The organism is Marinobacter sp. H13 (genome assembly GCF_059072335.1).
The window spans coordinates 2,540,891-2,559,971 of record NZ_JCACRU010000001.1; the positions used below are offsets into that span (position 1 = coordinate 2,540,891).

The following is a 19,081-nucleotide window of genomic DNA, read 5'->3' on the forward strand; positions in this document are numbered from 1 at the left end:
TCAGTCTTCCAATACCCCCCGAATGCCAACGTTTTTATCCTGCGGATCATACAAAGCGCCCGGATTCAGGATGCCCTGAGGATCCAGGAAGTGCTTGCCCGCCGCCAGGGTCTGACGAAACAGCGGTGATGTCTGCTGCTCATAGCCAAAGCGATGATCCCGGCCAACGGCGTGGTGATGGGTGACGGTAGCGCCTTGCTCGGCCAGCACTTCCATGGAGATGCGTTTGAGCTGTTTCCACTTTTCCAGGGCTTTGCCCAGATCGCCGGTAGTGTCGCCCACGCAATAAAACGTGAAATAGGGCGCAGGCCCGTCCGGGTAAACATGGGTAAAGCGGCAGGAGAATGAAAATGGTCGTTGCGTGATCTCGCGAAGCGCGGACTCCATGGTTGATCTTACTGCCTTGTAAAGGCTCGGGAACCTGTCCCAGGTGATCGCGGTTTCGAAGGTGTCGGCAATCATGCCCATGGCGGTTAATCGATTGCGCCAGTAGGGCATTCGGATAAAGGCATTTCTCCAGGACTCGGCTTCGCTGGACCCTTTTTCTGCATGATCCGGGTTATAGCTAATGCCATCTTTTTGCAGAACACCGCCATGTTCTTCGGCAATGGCGACGGCCCGCTCGATTTTCTGGTCTTGCGGATGATCTGCGGATTCGAAACCAAGAACCAGAATGGCGCAGGGTTTGTCAGCGATCCGGTTGATCACCACTTCGGCCTCATCCAGTAGACGGCAATTCGACGGGAATAAACCCGATTGCGCGATCTGTCTGACAGCATCGACACCGTTCATGAAGCGATCAAAGCGGACGGACGCCGTGGCCCGCCACTTTGGTCGATGCTGTAATCGCATGGTGGCTTCGGTAATGATCCCCAGCGTACCTTCTGAGCCACAGATCATGCGGTCTGCCGAAGGGCCCGCGCCTGAGCCGGGCAGAGCGCGGGTCTCGATGATGCCTTTTGGCGTGACCAGCCGGGTTGCTTCCACCATGTCTTCGATGTGCGTGTATACGGTCGCAAAATGGCCGCCAGCGCGGGTTGCCAGCATGCCGCCCAGACTCACGAACGGAAAGCTCTGTGGGTAATGGCGCAGTGTCAAACCATGTTGCTTCAGTTGCCGCTCGAGATCCGGGCCTTTGATTCCTGCCTGGATCCGGGCGCGACGACTGATAGGATCAATCTCCAGAATCTGGTTCAGGTTTTCCATATCGACACTGATCGTCGCCTGGTAGGTGTCGCCAACATCGGGCTCAACGCCGCCGCAGACACTGGTGCCGCCACCGAACGGGATCAGTGCAATATTGTCTTCGGCCGCATAGCGAAACAGTTGCTGGATATCGTCTTCCGTCTTGGGAAAGGCGACGGCATCGGGCGGGTTGGGCACTTTTCGCATCAGCATCCTGGCCATGTCGGCGTAGGACTTCCCGTAGCTGTGCACCAGGCGGTCGTAGTTCGTAGTGGAAATGATGTCTGAGAGATGCTCGGGAACAGAGGGCAACCGGGATGCTGGGAGGTCAAAGTCTTCAACCTTTGGTGGCTCAATCTCCACCAGGCCTTCCGGCACCAACATTTTCGTAACGGTCTCGATCATGGCGTGTTCTTCGGGATGCAGATCCTCATCCGCATAGCCCCAACCCCAGAATCGCAGGGGTTTGCGCAGAGATTTGGTGCCGGACTCAGACATCGGATTCTCCATCAATGAGGGGTCTGCCCCCGTTACTCTGAACACTTCATCTGTTGAAATGATATCCTCGTACACCGCTATCAAGTACGCAAATCAATCCTGAATGCCGACATCGTTCAGGCCGACTTTTACCAAGAAACCCGGAGTTTGAGTCTTACTCATGAGAGTTATTATTCGCTATTTTTTTCGCACCCTGCGTCTGGTACTGACGCCCTTCATGCTGCTCAGTGAAAAGCTCAGCACGCCTGAAAGCGTGACCCGCAGTGCTGAAGAGCAAGCCCGCGCCGACGAGGCCAGCAAAAACCTCGCCCTGTACCAGTTCAAGGCCTGCCCGTTCTGCATCAAGGTAAGAAAGGAAATCGCACGGCTCGGTCTGAACATTGAAACCCGCGACGCCCAGCATGACCCGGAACATCGTGCGGCGCTGGAAGCCGGCGGCGGCCAAATCAAGGTGCCCTGCCTGAAGATTCATCAGGAGGATGGCAGTGATCGTTGGCTGTATGAGTCTGACGAGATCAAGGCGTGGCTACAGGAGCGGTTTGAGCCGGCCTGATTGCCGTTGCTGATTTTTGGAGAGGGCGTTAGCTAGTCACGATCATTCCCCTGGGATGTTCGATTCCAGGGATATGTCGATGAGTTCATGCTGAAGCTTTTTCAGAAGGTGAAGCAGGCTGACGCCGTCATCAAAACTCATCCCCTGCATGGCCTGTCTGTAAAATTCGGCAATAGTGTCCTGAAGTCGATTCCAGAAAGTGCGGCCAGATTCGGTAAGAACCACGAGTCGAGCTCGGCGATCCTGGGGATCCGGTATCCGAACAACATGCCCGTCTCGTTCCATTCGTTTGAGCACGCCATCGAGGTTTTGGCGACTGACGTAGAGGTACTCTTTCAGTTGGTTGAATGAGGTGCCATCTTCGAATCCTTCTCGAGACAATGCACCCAGTACTGCCCACTGCACAGCACTGATGCCCATCTCATTCTGAACCTGACGCTGCAGAATGTTTCCTGTCTGGAACAGTCGGAAAAACAGGCGGTTGGGGATGCCTCCGGATTCGTTGACGATCATTTCGTATCCCGTTGGTAAAGAATGGTTCGCAAGACGTTTGAGTCTATTCATCAACGATATCTTCACATAGATCCGGGGTGATCTTCCGCATTTTCTTGGGTCACGCCGGAGGAGCAGGGCACTGTGAATCCGGAGTTTCCTGAGATCTCGCAGGAAACTCCGTAGTCGCAGTCTTCACTCAGTTGGTGATCAGCTGGGTTCTACCCGTTACTGCGGACATTCCTAAAAGAGATTGAATTTCTCCCAGAAAAAGTTTTGGTCTGTCCGCCTGAACGTCCGTTTTGCGACCACAGGATAATTTGTTGTGTCAATTTCCGACCACGCTATAGCGGCATGACCAGTTGGCTGATTCATTGTTTAAACTTGTTTCTGAGTCTTTCTCAATTAACGACTTCAGGCATATGTCGGTAGATTAGACTCGATATGCAAAGAAGGTCGGTAGAGCCTACCTTGCGAAACAGGTTGATTGTTAATCCTCCTCATCCCTGGTCGGACAGTCGCCGCCACGCCCAATTCAGGATCCTACGCAGCTTTAAGATATATCTCACACGAATCCTGCATTGACAATGATAGGGTTGGGGCCGAGTCAGCTGGTCAGGACGACCGGGACTCAACGCCGGCACGGATGCTAGGCAAACGCGACACCTGCCCAGTGGTGTGACGCGCCAAGGAGAGACTTGGCACCACCCCCGCTTGTGACAATTCGCACCCTTTGATCGACCCAATCTTGACCTAGTCAATCAGGATTATCAGAATAATGTTCGAATATTCAGTTTTGGGTCAGAGGTGTTCCATCACTCTCAATGAGCATCGGTTACTGTCCGCATTGCCTTTGGAAAGGTTACGGTATTTGCCTTCTGACCTTACTAGTTGGAAATCCACGTGAACGGGATTAGCGAGCTGAGGACGGAGTTTCGTCGCCGACACAATATGACTACGCCACCCTTCAAGCGTTTGCGTCAATGGAAACCGTCGGCATCGTTACAGAAGATAATATTGAGCTTTCTCATTGGCTCGGCGTGGCGGACCGCAGGATTCTACGATTAGTTCTAGAGTTAAAGTCGGTTCTATTGGATATCGAAGCTTGGCGAACGATGATTCTTGAGCCCTACAAACGGCTTGGCCCCGGTGTCTACATGGTAGGGGCTTTCATCGGACATGACAGAATTGTTGGCGTCGTGGAAGGACGACAGCCAATGGTCAGGGTTTTTTCGTCTAAACCGGACGCGCTGGGCCGGTCCTTCGGCCAAGACACTGAATAGATCTAATTCCGAAACTCTGACACCTGGCGCTCTAGGTTCGCGTACATTGCCAGAAGATCATCCTCGTTGAGCGTTCCTCTGGTGGTTGCCTTAGCCTTATGTTTTTCCAGCTGGCTACGTTGTTCGGCGTAAACATGATGGAGGACGCTGGCTTGATAGTCGCAGCCCTCGTGATTGTTCAGTTGTTTTCGAAGCGATTTGAACTGATCAGGACTGGGAACCTGTTCGAGCTTTTTAGCTATGTCTTTGGGTCGGATATTGAACACTTCTCCCCAATGTTTTACGGCATGCTCCCAGGCCTGAGATAGAGATGCCCGCTCATCTATGTAGAATTTGTTAGCAGTTCCTCGTTTGTTTACGGAGAAATAGCAGGTTTCCTGTGCAGCACTTTTCCCGCTTCCGATGCCAAGCGTGATGCCCTGGAAGCCAACACCGCGACAGGGGAGGGTTGAGGGATGGTCTTTTCCAATGAAATCCAGATATTGAAGTGCTGCGGAGCGGGCCATGTAACGGGCCTCATAGTACTTGGCCCTGGTCTCTTGATACTGGTACCAGAGTTCTTGAGTAATTCTGTTGTTCGGCCTCTTAAGAGAGAAATACTTCTGATAGCGTTTGCCTCGGATGGTGGCAACAACTCGCCAACCGTGGAAGCCAGAGGTCAGCTCCCCTTTTTCATAAAAGCTAATAGCCATGGATAGTCGATCTTTCCCGTCCAAATCACGTTAAAGATAGTACGCAGCCAAGCAGGCGTCGCCTGCTCTACTCTGAGGCCTACGTCAGCTTGCTGCAATCGAAAATGGTCAATAAACTTCTCAGTCTCTTTGGGCTGCAAACTGGAAACACCGACCTTCGGTCAATCGTTGTCGCTTCCTAGGAGTGAAGCATCGTCCAGCTGAATGGTTGCCACCGTCAGGCCAGTGCGGTTATGTGGCAAATCGTACTTGTTTGACTGCGTTGGTTCTTGCTAAGGGTAGAGTTATCAGAGTTTTCAGACGCGACAACCCGCTCTTTAACTTCCGTGAATTCAAAATTCAATCGTGACCTTTAATCCACCTCGTGGGCGATTGGAAAAGACAATCTTTGCGCCATACCGGCTAACAATGTCTTGAACGATTGCAAGGCCGAGCCCGTGGCCCGGAGTCTGTTCGTCCAGCCTTAATCCTCGTTGACCAAGCTTGCTCAATTCAGCTTCCTCAACGCCGGGACCATCGTCTGTCACGACAATTCGTTTTGAGGGGCCGCATTGTTCCAATATTAGCTCCACCTCTCTATGTGACCACTTCCCCGCATTGTCCAGCACGATCCCCAGTATTTCAGATAGGTCGTATTCTACAATTGGCCAACGGCTATTCTCTGGGAGAGAACTTGATAACTCAAATGATTTTGCCGGGTATAGTCTTCCCATCATCCACAGAAGGTCCCGTGCTTTTTCTACTGGATAGCAGCTTTTTCCTACCTGCGGCCCAGCAAACCGGCTGCGGCGCATTTCAGCTTCAAGTTGTTTGTCAATATCCCCGAGACGCGCAGCTATTTGCTGCCTTAACTCGCTATCTAGCGGCGTAGAAGTGTCGCTGAGAATTTGTTGGACAGACGCAATCGGAGTTTTAACGCTGTGGGATAGGTTTGCCAGCGCATTCCTCGAGCGCTCCAATCGTTGATCAAGTGAGTCAAGCAGCTGGTTCAACTGTTCGACGAGAGGGTGGAACTCCTCGGGGACAGTCATATCTATACGCGAGACGCTCCCATCCTGGAGTCTTTTCAGTGACGCCTTGAGTCGTGTGACAGAATGCATGGACAAATTGACGCCGAGCCAGATTGCACAAACCATTAGCGAGATAAGTAAAAGAGATGCGATTGCCGTCCATGCATGTAGCTCTGCCTGGCTATTCTTCAATGCGCCGAGGTCTTCTGCAACGATAACAACAAACGGTTTTTCGTTTGCGATGAAGGAACTCCGATATGCCAATATGTCCGTTGGGGCCCCTGCTATTTCAGAATTTTCGACCCGAATCGTGCCCTCTTTTTCCGATTTGATGAGCGGCGATAGTAGCGGTTTCCATGATTCTGGCGAAATGATGGTCCTGGAATCGGAGTGTTGAACAAAAGCATGGTGGAATACGCGCTGAAAGTAATCGCCCGTCTTGAGTCCGTCGAAGGCTCCGTCACTGTCCCGAATCTGATGCTCTAAAAACGAAACCTCCTCTTTCAGCCTGTCCGTGACAAATTCACGGGACATTCTTCCGAGCAGAGCACCATGTGCAAACCAGGCTATTGCCATCAAGGCAACACCTGCGGGCAGCAGTATTACAAGCAGGGTGCCTTTTACAGAGGCAGGTTTCTTAAACGTTGTCATTGAACATATAGCCTTGGCCACGTCGGGTTGAGATTGTGGAATTTCCCACCAGTTTTCGCAGCCTCCGAATATATGCCTCGATAACGTTCGCGCTTGGGCTATCTTCGAGACTGTAAAGCTGCTCTAGCAGTTGGTCTTTTGAAAAGACATGGCCCGGCTTACTCATCAGGCAGCGCAGAAGACGAAACTCTGTGCCGGTAAGTGGATGTTCAGTTCCATCGTCCACCGACAAGCATTGACGATTTTCATCCAGCACAAAGCGGCCTGCCTTAACCAATGAATGTGTTCTCCCTTCGCTCCTGCGAACAATAGCATTCAGCCGTGCAATTAACTCTTCGGTCTGGAAAGGTTTTGCGAGGTAGTCGTCTGCCCCTGCCTTTAGTCCAGCCACTTTATCATGCCAGTCATCTCGCGCTGTCAGGATTAGTACGGGAAAGGCAATGTTCTTTGCGCGCCACTTTTTTAGAACATCTAAACCGTTGCCGTCGGGCAGCCCCAGATCCAAGATGCTGACCCGATAATCTTCCTGTTCACCCAGAGTCATTGCTTCTTCTGCCGTATACGCAGGGTCCACGCTGAACCCCGATTTTTCAAGTTGATGCAAGAGGCTGTTTGAGAGCATCTGATCGTCTTCAACCAGTAGTAAGCGCATTTTTTTTTCCTTTTTGCTGAGCGGCGACTGTGAATTCAACGTAATGTCTTTAGTAGTCCTGAATTCAGCCTAAATAAATTTTTTTGAATTTTCAGTAAGAATTCAGGTTGGTAAGCGATCTTATGTAACGATTCTGGACATTGATCAAGTGTCCTGAAAATACAATTAATTGTTGCTGAACGATTTCACAGGAGAAGATGGTATGAATGTATCAAAGTTGTTGGTAGCGGGTGTGGCCTTTTCAATGTCAGCGGGTGCTTTTGCCGCAGGAGTCCACGGTGGCGGGCACGGGGCTAGCAGCGGAGAGCCCGGAAAGGCTTCCGAGGTCGCTCGCACCATCACCGTGGAAATGTACGACAACTACTATGAGCCGGAAGAAATAACCGTGAAGCCTGGTGAAACCGTTCGCTTCGTGGTGGAGAACAAAGGAAACCTCGTGCATGAGTTCAATGTTGGCACTCCCGACATGCACAAAGCTCACCAAGAGGAAATGATGATGATGGTTGAGCATGGCGTGATCCAGGGCGGCAAGCTCAACCAGGACATGATGAACATGGATATGGGCAATGGCAAAGCCATGAAGCATGACGACCCGAACAGCGTGTTGCTGGAGCCCGGCCAAAGCAAAGAAGTGATTTGGAAGTTTTCTGATAAAGGCAATATCGAATTCGCCTGCAACGTGCCAGGCCACTATCAGGCCGGGATGTATGGTGAGGTCAATTTCGAGTAACTCGCTTGACTGAGGTCCGCGAGCGCGGGGCTGAGACACGTTTCTCGGCCCTGCTTCAATGACGTGTAGTTTGGAGCAGCACAGATGAAACCACGCTTTTTGACAGGACTTTTAAGCCTGCTGATGCCAGCCATGGTTATGGCCGGTGAGTACGACCTGACGGTCGACCGGGTAAAAATTGATACCGGCGATTTCGTGAAAGAAGGTATCGGCTACAATGGTGCATCTCCGGGACCGGTGATGCGCTTCAAGGAAGGTGAAAATGTCAGGATCAACGTAACCAACAACCTGGACGAGATGACCTCGATCCACTGGCACGGACTGATCCTTCCCTTCGACCAGGATGGTGTGCCAGGTATCAGTTTTCCAGGTATCAAGCCGGGTGAAACATTCACCTATGAATTTCCTATCCAGCAAGCAGGAACCTATTGGTTCCACAGCCACTCTGGTTTTCAGGAGCCAGACGGAGCCTATGGCGCCATTGTCATTGAGCCCGAGGGCCGTGAACCGTTCCGCTACGATCGTGAATACGTGGTGCAGCTGACCGATAAACACCCCCATTCCGGTGACCGCATCATGCGCAACCTGAAAATGATGTCGGATTATTACAACCGTGAGCAGCAAACTGTGGGCGAGTTTTTCTCGGACGTGTCCGAAAACGGCCTGATGAGTACTGTCCGAGATCGGATGGCATGGGGCGATATGCGCATGATGAAAGCGGACGTTGAGGATCTGCAGGGCTTTACGGGCCTGATCAACGGTAAAGGACCGGACCAAAACTGGACCGGAATCTTTGAGCCCGGCGAACGCATCCGGCTGCGCTTCATCAACTCCTCGGCGATGGCCTATTTTGACGTCCGGATCCCTGGCCTGGATATGACGGTCGTGCAGGCGGACGGCAACAACGTTCAGCCGGTTAACGTGGACGAATTCCGTATTGGTGTGGCGGAAACCTACGATGTGATTGTGCGCCCCAAAGATGAGCAGGCTTACACCATTTTCGCCGAATCCATGGGGCGTTCCGGTTATGCGAGGGCAACACTGGCCCCCGAAGAGGGTATGGAAGCGGCCGTGCCGCAACTGCGTGAAGCTGCCCGACTGACCATGGCGGATATGGGCGGTATGCCCGGTATGGACCATGGCAGCATGGCAGGCATGGATCATGGAAACATGGATATGGGCAGCTCAGAAGGTGTGTCCGGAATGGACCACTCAAACATGGGCAGCATGGACCATTCGAATATGAAAGGAATGGATCACTCCAACATGAAGGGAATGGATCACTCTGACATGTCCGGCATGGACCATGGTTCCATGGCGATGGGAAAAGGCGGTCCCAGCGATCCCTTCTATGCCAAGGGCAGTGGCGTTGTGCCGACGGCGGCCAATGGTGGCAAGTTCCTGTCCTATGCTGATCTGAAGGCTCAGGACCCGTTGTACGAAGACCGCGAACCGACTCGGGAGATCGAGCTTCGTTTGACCGGCAATATGGAGCGCTACACGTGGAGTATCAACGGTGTTAAATACGAAGACGCGGATCCCATTCGTCTCAAATATGGTGAACGGGTCCGTTTCAAGTTTGTGAACGAAACCATGATGACTCACCCCATGCACCTGCACGGTATGTGGTCCATCCTTGATGTTGGCGCAGGTCAGTGGAACCCGATCAAACACACCGTTAACGTGAACCCGGGCACTACGGTGTACATGGAAACCGAGGTTGACGAGCCAGGCCAATGGGCGTTCCATTGCCATCTTTCTTACCATGCGGCTGCCGGGATGTTCCGCAAGGTGATTGTTGAGGGTGGCCCTGAGTCCACGCAGGCCAAGACAGGCGTTGTTGCTGAAGATGGAGGTGAGGCATGAGCTGTATTCGATCACTTGCCGCAGTCAGTTTCCTTGCCTCTATTGGTTTCTCAACGACGGTGATAGCTCAGGAAATGATTTCCGATACCACCGCTCGTAAACAACCGCTCACAGCCTGGGGTGTTCAATTTGAGGAGTTTGAGTACCGATACAGCGATGATGATGAGGAACTGGGCGTCTGGACTGCGGATGCCTTCTATGGCACCGACGAGTTCAAAGTCCGGCTGCTCACAACCGGGGAATACGAGATAGAGGCACAGGCCTACGAAACACTGGAAAACCAGTTGGTCGGCCAGATCCCCATCTCCAAGTTCTTCGACGCCAAAGCGGGTGTTCGCTTCGACACCCCTGAAGGGCCGGATCGCACTTATGCCGTGCTGGGTGTCGCTGGGCTTGCCCCACAATGGTTTGAAGTCGATGCCAACCTGTATGCCAGCAAGGATGGTGATACGTCTGCCGAAATCGACGCGGAATACGAGCTGCTTTTCACCAATTACTGGATCCTGTCTGCAACCCTGGATGCGACGGTAGCATTTAGCGAGGATGAGGAAATTGGCGTGGGCAAAGGCTTGGTTTCCACCGAAACTGGGCTCCGGTTACGCTATGACCTGATCGATCGCGCATTCTCGCCTTACGTGGGCGTGGTGCATGAGCGCACGTACGGTGATACCGCAGATCTCGCTAAAGCCAAAGGCGGTGGCACAGAAGACTGGTTCGCAGTCGTCGGTGCCCGCATCTCGTTCTGATCGGAATGAATAAGGAGCCAGGGGTTGCCCTGGCTCTATTTTATGATGTACGTCAATTTCATCGAAAACCTTCACTGATTTTCAGTCGCAGTTCAGGTCCGCATGTTGTCATTGAGGGGAAATGATAAGGCGAAGAGGGGCCCGCCATGACTAAAGCACATAAAACATCGAACCAGGAACAGTTCCTGCTGCGACGGAAACTTGTCGTGGAAGGTTTTGAAGAGAGTGAATGGTCTGACTTTATTCACGAACTCAATCATCACCCCTGTGTTGATTTTGCCGAACGCAAGCCAAATAATCTGTTAGACGTTACCTTCGATGGGACTCATTGGTCTACCGACGAGTTATTGGAGGTGATTGGAGCACATGGTGGCCGGTTGAAGGCGGGGTGGTGGGCTCAAAGGAAGCTGGCGTGGTATCGATTTACAGATGACAACGTTCGTGCCAATGCCAAGCATGATCCGTTTTGCTGTTCAAAGATCCCGCCCATGAAACGAAAATAACCGGAGGTTAAATGAGCAGGGAGCAAGATAGAACCACTCGCTATAAGGAAGGCAGTCTCACACTCGCGGGAACCGTTATGCTCGGTACCGGCGTCATGATCGGCGCCGGTATCTTTGCACTTACCGGGCAGATGGCGCAGATGACCGGTGTTCTTTTCCCATTGGCGTTTCTGGCGGCTGCGGTGATCGTCAGCTTCAGTTCTTATTCCTACGTCAAGATTTCCAATGCCTGGCCGTCAGCCGGGGGCATTGGCATGTACCTTTACAAAGCCTATGGCAATCGGCTGCCGACCGCGTTCAACGCCCTGCTGATGTATTTCTCGATGGTGATCGCCCAGAGCTTCCTCGCGCGTACTTTCGGTTCCTACACCATGCAACTGTTCGGTGGTGATGAAAGTGGTCGCATGGTGTCCATTCTGGGTGTGTCGCTGATCCTGGCGGCGTTTCTGATCAATCTGCTCGGTAACCGAATGATTCAGGGCGTGGCTTCCTTTATCGGGTTTCTGAAAATCGGCGGTATACTGGTTTTCGGGCTGGTGGGTGTCTGGATTGCCGACAGCCTGGCGGTGGATTTCTCAAGCCCGGGCGAGGCCGGAACCGCAGGCAATTTCCTGGGTGCGACGGCGCTCGGAATACTGGCCTTCAAGGGCTTCACCACCATCACCAACAGCGGCTCCGAGGTGCAAAACCCTAACCGGAACGTGAGTCGCGCCATCATTATTTCCATTGCCGCCTGCGTGGTGATCTACACCCTGGTCGGTTTTGCCGTGGCCAGCAACCTGTCCCTGGCGGAAATCATCAAGACCCAGGATTACTCCCTTGCGGCTGCCGCGCGTCCGGCGCTGGGGGATTATGGCCTCTGGTTCACGGTCGCCATTGCCATGACGGCCACCTCCGGTGGCATTCTGGCCAGCATTTTTGCTGTCTCGCGCATGCTTGCCATGCTGACTGAAATGAAACTGGTCCCTCACCGTCATTTTGGTATGCCGGGCAGCATCCAGAAGCACACGCTGGTCTACACTGTGGTCCTGGGGCTGGCTCTGACAGCCTTCTTTGACCTCTCCCGGATTGCCGCCCTGGGTATCGTGTTCTACCTGGTTATGGACATTGCCATCCATTGGGGCGTGCTTCGCTACCTGCGCGACGATGTGAAGGCCAGGGCGTGGGTGCCGGCAACGGCCATCGGTCTGGATTTGCTCGTGCTGGGCGGCTTTGTCTGGGTCAAACTGAATACCGACCCGTTTGTCATTGGCGTGGCGGTTGTCACGATGATCGTGATCGCGGTATCCGGGCAGCTTTTCCTGAAAAGGGCTGCAGCAGCCGAAAAAAACGGCCACGAGGAATCCCATGCTCACGGTCACCAGTAATCGGAATTCAACATGGAGGGCAGTATCACGATGGGGGAAAACATGTTTGGCAACACCATGTGGGCCGGGCACTGGCTGTGGATGCTGGTGATTGCCATCGTAGTCGTCATCCCGGCCTGGCGTATTTGCCAGCGCACGGGCTATCCGGGTTGGATGGGGGTCTTGATACTTATCCCCATCGTCAATCTGGTTTTGCTCTACTTCATCGCTTTTAGTGACTGGCCAGTTGAGCGGAGTGGAAAATAAGTGGACTGTTGTAATGCAATTGATACATTGAGCTTTCTTCACAATCCTACGATACGACTTAAGGCTGTTGTTCGTGTGATCACAATAATTGAAAGAAACTGAGAGATAACCAGATGAAAGCAATAAATTTTAAACTGTTCGTATTTTTGACTTTTTTGCAAGCGCCATTTTTGCACGCTGAAGAAGTTCTTTCTGGCGAAGATGTCGCAGATGTTGTCGTCGGAAACACGGTGCAAATGGAATTCCGAGATGCTCAGGACAATTTTCGCACTCGAACTTTTCATGAGTACTATGATCCTGATGGTTCGATCTATGGAATGACCAAATATCGCGAACAGCAGGGAAACCTTACCCACTATATCGGAAGATGGGAGGTCAAAGACGGTAAATTTTGCACATCTGTCTATGGTCGCGACTATTCCTGTAACAAGATAAAGCCTTTGTCTGGAAATGATTTCGAATTGCTCAATGAGGGAGGCAAGATAAGGAACGTCAAGGTATATGAAGGGAAGCATCATGGACTGGAGTAAGGATATCTGCGGGTGAGTTTTTAGCCTCTGTTTGCTCGGGAAGTACGGTTCGCCCATGCGGAACCAAGAAGCGAGTTAAGGGCATATTGATCTTGTCTCTGGAGAACGCTATCGGAGTGCAGACTCCGGTGCGCGACTTGAGGATTGGATGATGAGTATTTTGGAGCAGTACGGTCTGCTGCTTGCCTTGGTGCTTGGCATCGCAGCTACGGTTTTGGCCCTGTTTGGGATTGCCCGTGCCATGGGCCCGACGCGTCGGGAGCCGGGCAAGGACGTGCCAGCGAGTTCCGGAGTGTTGTCACGGGACCCGGTCTGGGGCCGCTATCACGCACGGTACTACGGCTACGCGCTGCTCTTTCTGGCCTTCGACATGGAAATGGCATTTATGTACCCCTGGGCAGTTGTATACAGGGAAGTAGGGCTGGTTGCTTTGTATGACATGGGGGTGTTCCTTGCCATTCTCTTTCTTGGTTTGCTCTACGGCTGGAGTCAGGGGGCATTGAGGCGGCAATGACTTCTGACCCGACAATGACCATTACGGGCGCGCGCCAGCGGCAGGAGCGGTTCACGGTACTTCAGAAGTGGGTTTCCCGGGCCCTCGCGGGCAACCTGAGCTGCCTGATCGTCCCGGGGCCTGAAGTGGCACTGTCCCATGGCCTGGATGTGACAGCGGCAGGTATGCGCATCACCGCGACACCTCGCGATGCGAGCGTGCTCCTGATTATCGGCGAGCTTTCAGAGAAAATGAACGAGGCCGTGGCGGTGCTCTATGCGCAGATGCCGAGGCCGCGAGCCATTGTCAATTTGGGCGGACAGACGCCGTCAACGCTACCGGACGCTGATTTTTCCGCGGGTGTTTCGCAAGCCGGCCTGATCGACGCGGTTGACTGGTTGAAGCGCGCGCTGGCCAAGGGCGCATTCTCAGACTCCCCCGAGGATTTCGACGCCCCTGTTCTGCACGCCAGAATCGAGTATGTCTGCCCCATGCACCCGGAAGTTGTCCAGAACGAGCCGGGTAGTTGCCCCAAGTGTGGCATGGACCTGGTCGCCCGGGAGGCAGGGGAGCCGGCCCCCGAGCATGACCATGGGCACGATCATCGCGAGCACCGGCACCATGAGCACGAACACCAGCATCATGAGCACGAACACCAGCATCATGATCATGCGCAGCAGCACGAACACCATGAACACGAACACGATCATGGTCACTGCCATGACCATCATGATTCGCATGAGCACGATCATGAGCAGCACGAGGGTCATCAGCACTCGCACGAAAACCATCATGATCACGGACACAAGCACCAGCACGATGAGTCCGACGGCGACGCGGAGGAGAAAGGTTCTGGGCATGATCACAGTGGCCACCATCACAGTGGGCACGGTCATGATAGCCACGAACATGGCGGCCATGATCATGTAGGTCACGGTCATAGTGGTCATGATCATGGTGGGCATGATCATGGTGGGCATGACCACGGCGCCTCGGGATTCATGTCCATGATTGAAGTGACCAAGGACCTGCCTCGTAGCGCCGACGGGTTGGCGATGGACTGGATGGAGGTGCCGTTCGGTCCGGTTTTCCCCGGTCTGCCTGGTGGGCTCAAGTTGACGCTGACTCTTGACGGTGACGGCGTAACAGAAGGACAGGCCACATCCTTGGTGGGCATGATCAATGAGAGTGAAGAAGGCAAGGAGATCGGCGCCGAGACCTTTATCGAGCGCCTGGCGTCGGCCATGCCACTGGCCAGCGTGAGCTACCGACTGCTGGCCTGCCTGGCAATCGAGCGGGCGGCTGGTCTGGAGAACGATTCGGCAACCGATCAGGCCCGGGCTGTGGCGCTTGAATGTGAGCGCATCGCCAGTCACCTGGGTTGGCTGGCGCAAACGGGGCGCCAGCTCGGCTTCGCCTGGTTGACGGATCGTGCCGCAACCCTGCAACTGGAGATCCGCCGCGCCAGTGGAAAACGGCTTGTGGAACTGACGCCCGCTCTGCAGGCATTGGCGGCTCGTCTTGGGCGAACGCCTTTGCTCAAATCGCGATTGAAGGGGATCGGCGTACTGCCATCGGGCACTGCGGGCCTGAGTGGCCCCGTGGCGCGCGCTGCTGACGACGCCGGAGATGCCTGGGCGCGCCTGTGGCAGCGCCTGGACGAAATCATCACGAGCCTCGACTACATCAAGGCAACCGGGGAGCCGGGGCTACCTGTTTTGCGAAACATCGGGCGTGGATCAGGCACCGGTGAGGCCACCGTGGAAACCCCGCGCGGCGAGGCTCAACTGAGCCTGATTCTGGAACACGGCCAGGTGAAATCCTACAGGTTGGACACCGCCTGCAGTCACCATATCGGCCTGGTCGCAAAGCTTGTCGAGGGCCGGGAACTGGGCGACGCACTGGTGGCGGTCGGATCACTTGACCTTTCGCCCTGGGAGGTGATCTCGTGAACTTCGTCATCGTGTTGCTTGCGTTGCTTGGTAGCGTCTGGCTGCTCGCCGTGGTCGAGGGCTGGACGACAACGGGCCGCCTGCGTCCGGCCGCGCCCCTACTCAGCGGCCTGGCGCACCTCGGTCGTGAATCCATTGTACCGCGCACGCCGGACCGGGTCTTTTTCGAGACGGCGCCGGTGCTACTGCTGATCGTCGCGGTGCTTGGCGCGGCGGTTCTGCCGCTGGCGCCGACCCTGGTGATCGCGGATCTGGCTACCGGTGCGCTGTTCATCAACGCGGCGCTTGCCTATGTGCTGGTGGCGCTGATCATGGCCGGCTGGGGCCCGAATGGCGCCTACGCCATGATCGGCGGCTGGCGATTCCTTGGCCAGCTCATCGCCTACGCCATGCTTATTGTCATGCCCATCACTGCGGTGGCGATGCGCGCCGAATCCCTGGTGACCACGGTGATCGTTGGCTCCCAAGGCGGCTTGTGGAACATTGTCTATCAGCCGCTTGGTTTCGTGCTGTTTTTCATTGCCGCCATGGCGCTGGCGTTTCGTGCGCCTTTTGATCTGCCAACCGCACCCGGGGAACTGGGCGGGGGTGTGGACGCGGAATACACCGGCGTGCGCCTGGGGGTGTTGCGCCTGGCCAGGCTGACGCTGGTGATCACGCTGGCTTCCGCGACCACGGTGTTCTACCTCGGCGGTTGGCACGGGCCGCTGCTGCCGCCCTGGGCCTGGAGCCTGATCAAGACCCTGGCCGTGGCCGTGTCGATGCTCCTGGCCGGTCGCTATCTGCCGCGCATTCGCGAGGCGGATCTGATGCGGTGGTGCTGGACCCTGGGGATTCCCCTGGCACTGCTCAATATCATTGTTGTCGGTTTACTGGTTCTGGTGGTTCCATAATGTACGCTCAGGCTTTTTTTGTTGCCGTTTTCGGGCTGGCCGCCATCGGCTTCGGCGTGGTGGTGTTTCGCACATCGTCCATGGTGCGTTCCGCGCTGGCGCTGTTGTTTTCTCAGACTGCCGTCGGCTGCATGTTCCTGGCGATGCAGACCGAATTCCTGGGCGTGCTGCAGATCATGATGATGGCCACGGAGATGAGCATCATGGCGATTTTCATGGTGATGTTCATGATGGACCCGGGCGGGATGGGGGGCATGGATATGACCCACCAGAAGCGCTTTTCAATTGGCGCTGGCGTGGTCGCTGCCGGTGTTGCGATAGTGGTCGCGTTTTGGGCCGATTGGGGACCTGTAACGGCCGAGGCGCCGGATGCGGCGATGCAGACACGGGCGCTGGGCATGGAATTGCTGGGTCGTTCCATGCTGATCTTCGAAACCGCCGGTATCACTATCCTGACCGCGATGATTGCGGCCACGGCGGTGGCGATACCGGTGCAAACGACGGCCAATAGTGCTGACAAGGAGGATACGGAATGACTCTCGTCCTGATCGTGGCGCTTGTAACCGGTGCAATCCTGTTCGGTATTGGTGTTTATGGCGCGTTGTCCCAGACCAATCTGGTTATGATCATGATGGGGGTGGAGCTGATTCTTGCGGGCGCGTTGGTGAACCTGGTCGCCTTCTGGCGTTTTCTGCACCCCGAAAGCTACTCCGGCCAGATGTTCGTGCTGGTGGTGATGACCGTCATGGCGGTCGAAATGGCGGTTGGCTTCGGTGTCGCGATTGCGCGTTTCCGGGCCAAGGGCTCGGTTGAAATGGAAGAAGCCGGGGACCTGAAAGGATGAGTGCAGTGCTTCTACCGATAATGCCACCGCTGATCGCGGCCATGGCGTTGCTGGTCCTGCGCCGGGGCTCCACGGCGCTGGTTCTCGGCGGGGCGACGTTAAGTCTGGGCGGCAGTCTATGGTTACTGACCCGGGTCGCCGGCGGGCAGGCCGAAACCCTGCTTCTGCCGGGGCTGCCAGACATGCCGCTTCGAATGGTTGCCGGACCTCTGGAAGCGCTGTTGACGGTGGCGGTGGCCACCGTAGGCACGTTCGTGCTGATTTATGCAGTTGGTTATATGAAGCGGGAGTCCGGCCTGTGCCGCTTCTACGCCGTAATGTCCCTGTTCCTGGCTGCCATGCAGGCGCTGGTGCTGTCCGGCGACTGGGTTCTGTTGCTGGCGGCCTGGGAATTGATCGGTTTGTGCAGTTACCTGCTGATTGGCTTCTGGTTCCAGCGACCCGAGGCCGCGGATGCCGCCGGTCGCGCTTTCCTCTACACTCGTAGCGCCGATCTGGGTTTGTACGTGGCGGTATTTATGCTGATTGGGTCGGCCGGTACCGGCGAGATTGCCGCCTCCCTGGAGGCCGGCGGCAGTGCCTCGACCGCCGCGGGGCTTTTGTTGCTACTGGCCGCCATGGGTAAGTCGGCCCAGGTCCCCTTGCAGGACTGGCTTATGCGTGCCATGGCGGGGCCGACACCGGTCTCGGCGCTGCTGCACTCGGCCACGCTGGTGGCGGCGGGTGCCATCCTGCTGATCCGTTCGGCCCCGCTGCTGACACCCGAGGTGTTGCTCGTCGTCGGACTTGTCGGCGGCGTTACCACGGTGGCAGCCGGGGTTATTGCACTTGCCGAGCGTGATCTCAAACGCCTGCTCGCGGCTTCCACTGCCAGTCAATATGGCTTGATGCTGGTTGCGGTTGGAGCCGGCGTTCCGCTGGCGGCTCTCATGCATTTGCTCGCCCATGCAGCCATCAAGAGCACCCTGTTTCTTGCCGCCGGCGACTTCCAGCATGCTCGCGGGGGTACCGGGTTCGATCAGTTGGAGGGGGTTGGTCGTGACAGACCCTGGACTTTTGCCGGCTTTGCGCTGGCAGCGCTGGCACTGGCCGGTATCCCGCCATTGAGTGGGTTCTTCTCCAAGGATGCGGTAATCGCCGCCGCCCTGTCTGCGCAGGGTGCCGCCTGGCTCGGCCCCCTGGCGCTGGCCGGTACCCTGCTGACCGGCGGCTATATGGCCCGGGCCTTGTGCCTGCTGTGGCGAGGCTCCGGCGAAACCCGACCGGTTGCCGGTAGTGCCTGGATGCGCGTGGGCATTTGGGGGTTGGCGGTCCCTGCCACGATTCTCGGCCTGGCCTTCGGCCCCATCGAGGCCGTTCTTGATCTGCCCGCCGTCACCGCAGGCACATTGGCCGTGCTCCTCGGGCTTCTTGCTGCCGCGTGTGGCCTCGGCCTGGGCTGGCTCGTGCCGGCTCCCCGCCTGCTAGGTCCGGTCTATCCGTGGGCGCGACGCGGACTTTCCGTTGGCGGTGGGCTTACGGTCTGGGTCGGTAGGCCAGCAATGGCTGTAGCCCGAGGATGTGAGCGTTTGGAAGGGCGTCTGTATGAAGCTGTGCTTTCTCTTGGGCGCGCCGGTCTCTTCCTTGCCTCTGCGGGCGAGCGAACGGAGCGGGGCTTGTTCAAGATTGTGCTTTGCGTGGGCAGAGTGAGCCTGAGGGTCGCGACCTACGTGCGGTTTGGAGATGAACGCCGTATCGACGGCCTGATTTTCGCCCTGGTGGCGGCTGTGCGTGCACTGGGTGCACGAGCCCGAAACCTCCAAAGCGGCCTCATCCACCACAGCCTGGCGATCAGTGCGGTCGCAATCGCCGTCACATTGGCTGTTCTGCTTTTTGCTTCATCGACGAGCTTTTAG

20 protein-coding genes are annotated in these 19,081 nt (G+C 55.6%); 15 read left to right on the forward strand and 5 right to left on the reverse strand.

The window, feature by feature from the left end; genetic code table 11:
• Complete coding sequence (locus AC5JQH_RS11725; RefSeq protein WP_493805610.1) at positions 1-1,683, reverse strand: FAD-binding oxidoreductase; 1,683 nt, start codon at positions 1,681-1,683, stop codon at positions 1-3.
• 160 nt (positions 1,684-1,843) lie between these two features.
• Between AC5JQH_RS11725 and AC5JQH_RS11730 the strand changes: the two genes are divergently transcribed.
• Complete coding sequence (locus AC5JQH_RS11730) at positions 1,844-2,236, forward strand: glutaredoxin family protein (RefSeq protein ID WP_053113887.1); 393 nt, start codon at positions 1,844-1,846, stop codon at positions 2,234-2,236.
• A gap of 42 nt (positions 2,237-2,278) precedes the next feature.
• On the opposite strand, the gene AC5JQH_RS11735 is transcribed toward AC5JQH_RS11730, so the two are convergent.
• Entirely contained in the window at positions 2,279-2,749 is a 471-nt protein-coding gene (locus tag AC5JQH_RS11735) for a MarR family winged helix-turn-helix transcriptional regulator (protein WP_008177322.1), read from the reverse strand.
• A 962-nt stretch (positions 2,750-3,711) separates the two neighbouring features.
• Here AC5JQH_RS11735 and AC5JQH_RS11740 point away from each other — a divergent pair.
• Positions 3,712-4,011: a hypothetical protein gene (locus tag AC5JQH_RS11740; RefSeq protein ID WP_008169415.1), complete on the forward strand. Its 300-nt coding sequence runs from the start codon at positions 3,712-3,714 to the stop codon at positions 4,009-4,011.
• 2 nt (positions 4,012-4,013) lie between these two features.
• Here AC5JQH_RS11740 and AC5JQH_RS11745 read toward each other — a convergent pair whose 3' ends face one another.
• The 3 genes from AC5JQH_RS11745 to AC5JQH_RS11755 form a co-directional block, all read right to left on the reverse strand.
• Positions 4,014-4,703, reverse strand: coding sequence for a hypothetical protein (locus AC5JQH_RS11745; RefSeq protein ID WP_008169416.1), 690 nt, complete (start codon positions 4,701-4,703; stop codon positions 4,014-4,016).
• 332 nt (positions 4,704-5,035) lie between these two features.
• Positions 5,036-6,364, reverse strand: a complete 1,329-nt coding sequence (locus AC5JQH_RS11750) for an ATP-binding protein (protein ID WP_491713189.1) — start codon at positions 6,362-6,364, stop codon at positions 5,036-5,038.
• Positions 6,351-7,016 carry a response regulator transcription factor gene (locus tag AC5JQH_RS11755; RefSeq protein ID WP_493791198.1) on the reverse strand — a complete coding sequence of 222 codons (666 nt, stop codon included), beginning with the start codon at positions 7,014-7,016 and terminating at the stop codon, positions 6,351-6,353. The genes AC5JQH_RS11750 and AC5JQH_RS11755 overlap by 14 nt, the downstream gene beginning before the upstream one ends.
• A gap of 202 nt (positions 7,017-7,218) precedes the next feature.
• Between AC5JQH_RS11755 and AC5JQH_RS11760 the strand changes: the two genes are divergently transcribed.
• The 13 genes from AC5JQH_RS11760 to AC5JQH_RS11820 all read left to right on the forward strand — a co-directional run bounded on the left by AC5JQH_RS11760 (position 7,219) and on the right by AC5JQH_RS11820 (position 19,081).
• Positions 7,219-7,746 (forward strand): cupredoxin domain-containing protein, encoded by a 528-nt coding sequence (locus AC5JQH_RS11760; protein ID WP_474270979.1) that lies wholly within the window; start codon positions 7,219-7,221, stop codon positions 7,744-7,746.
• Positions 7,747-7,830: 84 nt separating this feature from the next.
• The gene (locus AC5JQH_RS11765; RefSeq protein WP_493805611.1) at positions 7,831-9,612 is read left to right on the forward strand and encodes a copper resistance system multicopper oxidase; all 1,782 of its coding nucleotides are present in this window, start codon (positions 7,831-7,833) and stop codon (positions 9,610-9,612) included.
• Positions 9,609-10,358 (forward strand): copper resistance protein B, encoded by a 750-nt coding sequence (locus tag AC5JQH_RS11770; RefSeq protein WP_493791196.1) that lies wholly within the window; start codon positions 9,609-9,611, stop codon positions 10,356-10,358. Before AC5JQH_RS11765 ends, AC5JQH_RS11770 begins: the two co-directional genes overlap by 4 nt.
• A gap of 146 nt (positions 10,359-10,504) precedes the next feature.
• On the forward strand, positions 10,505-10,861 hold the full coding sequence (locus AC5JQH_RS11775; protein WP_008169428.1) for a hypothetical protein: 357 nt from the start codon (positions 10,505-10,507) through the stop codon (positions 10,859-10,861).
• An 11-nt stretch (positions 10,862-10,872) separates the two neighbouring features.
• Positions 10,873-12,228, forward strand: a complete 1,356-nt coding sequence (locus AC5JQH_RS11780) for an APC family permease (RefSeq protein ID WP_493791195.1) — start codon at positions 10,873-10,875, stop codon at positions 12,226-12,228.
• Between the two features lie 12 nt (positions 12,229-12,240).
• Positions 12,241-12,474 (forward strand): hypothetical protein, encoded by a 234-nt coding sequence (locus tag AC5JQH_RS11785; protein WP_008169431.1) that lies wholly within the window; start codon positions 12,241-12,243, stop codon positions 12,472-12,474.
• 113 nt (positions 12,475-12,587) lie between these two features.
• Positions 12,588-13,004, forward strand: coding sequence for a hypothetical protein (locus AC5JQH_RS11790; RefSeq protein ID WP_139043634.1), 417 nt, complete (start codon positions 12,588-12,590; stop codon positions 13,002-13,004).
• Between the two features lie 151 nt (positions 13,005-13,155).
• Positions 13,156-13,518: an NADH-quinone oxidoreductase subunit A gene (locus AC5JQH_RS11795; protein WP_008169436.1), complete on the forward strand. Its 363-nt coding sequence runs from the start codon at positions 13,156-13,158 to the stop codon at positions 13,516-13,518.
• Positions 13,519-14,504: 986 nt separating this feature from the next.
• Positions 14,505-15,449 carry a Ni Fe-hydrogenase III large subunit gene (locus AC5JQH_RS11800; RefSeq protein WP_482901703.1) on the forward strand — a complete coding sequence of 315 codons (945 nt, stop codon included), beginning with the start codon at positions 14,505-14,507 and terminating at the stop codon, positions 15,447-15,449.
• Entirely contained in the window at positions 15,446-16,342 is an 897-nt protein-coding gene (locus AC5JQH_RS11805) for a complex I subunit 1/NuoH family protein (RefSeq protein WP_493805612.1), read from the forward strand. The genes AC5JQH_RS11800 and AC5JQH_RS11805 overlap by 4 nt, the downstream gene beginning before the upstream one ends.
• The gene (locus tag AC5JQH_RS11810) at positions 16,342-16,878 is read left to right on the forward strand and encodes an NADH-quinone oxidoreductase subunit J family protein (RefSeq protein ID WP_091855032.1); all 537 of its coding nucleotides are present in this window, start codon (positions 16,342-16,344) and stop codon (positions 16,876-16,878) included. The genes AC5JQH_RS11805 and AC5JQH_RS11810 overlap by 1 nt, the downstream gene beginning before the upstream one ends.
• Complete coding sequence (gene nuoK, locus AC5JQH_RS11815; protein WP_053113951.1) at positions 16,875-17,186, forward strand: NADH-quinone oxidoreductase subunit NuoK; 312 nt, start codon at positions 16,875-16,877, stop codon at positions 17,184-17,186. The genes AC5JQH_RS11810 and nuoK overlap by 4 nt, the downstream gene beginning before the upstream one ends.
• Positions 17,183-19,081 (forward strand): NADH-quinone oxidoreductase subunit 5 family protein, encoded by a 1,899-nt coding sequence (locus AC5JQH_RS11820; RefSeq protein WP_153741175.1) that lies wholly within the window; start codon positions 17,183-17,185, stop codon positions 19,079-19,081. The genes nuoK and AC5JQH_RS11820 overlap by 4 nt, the downstream gene beginning before the upstream one ends.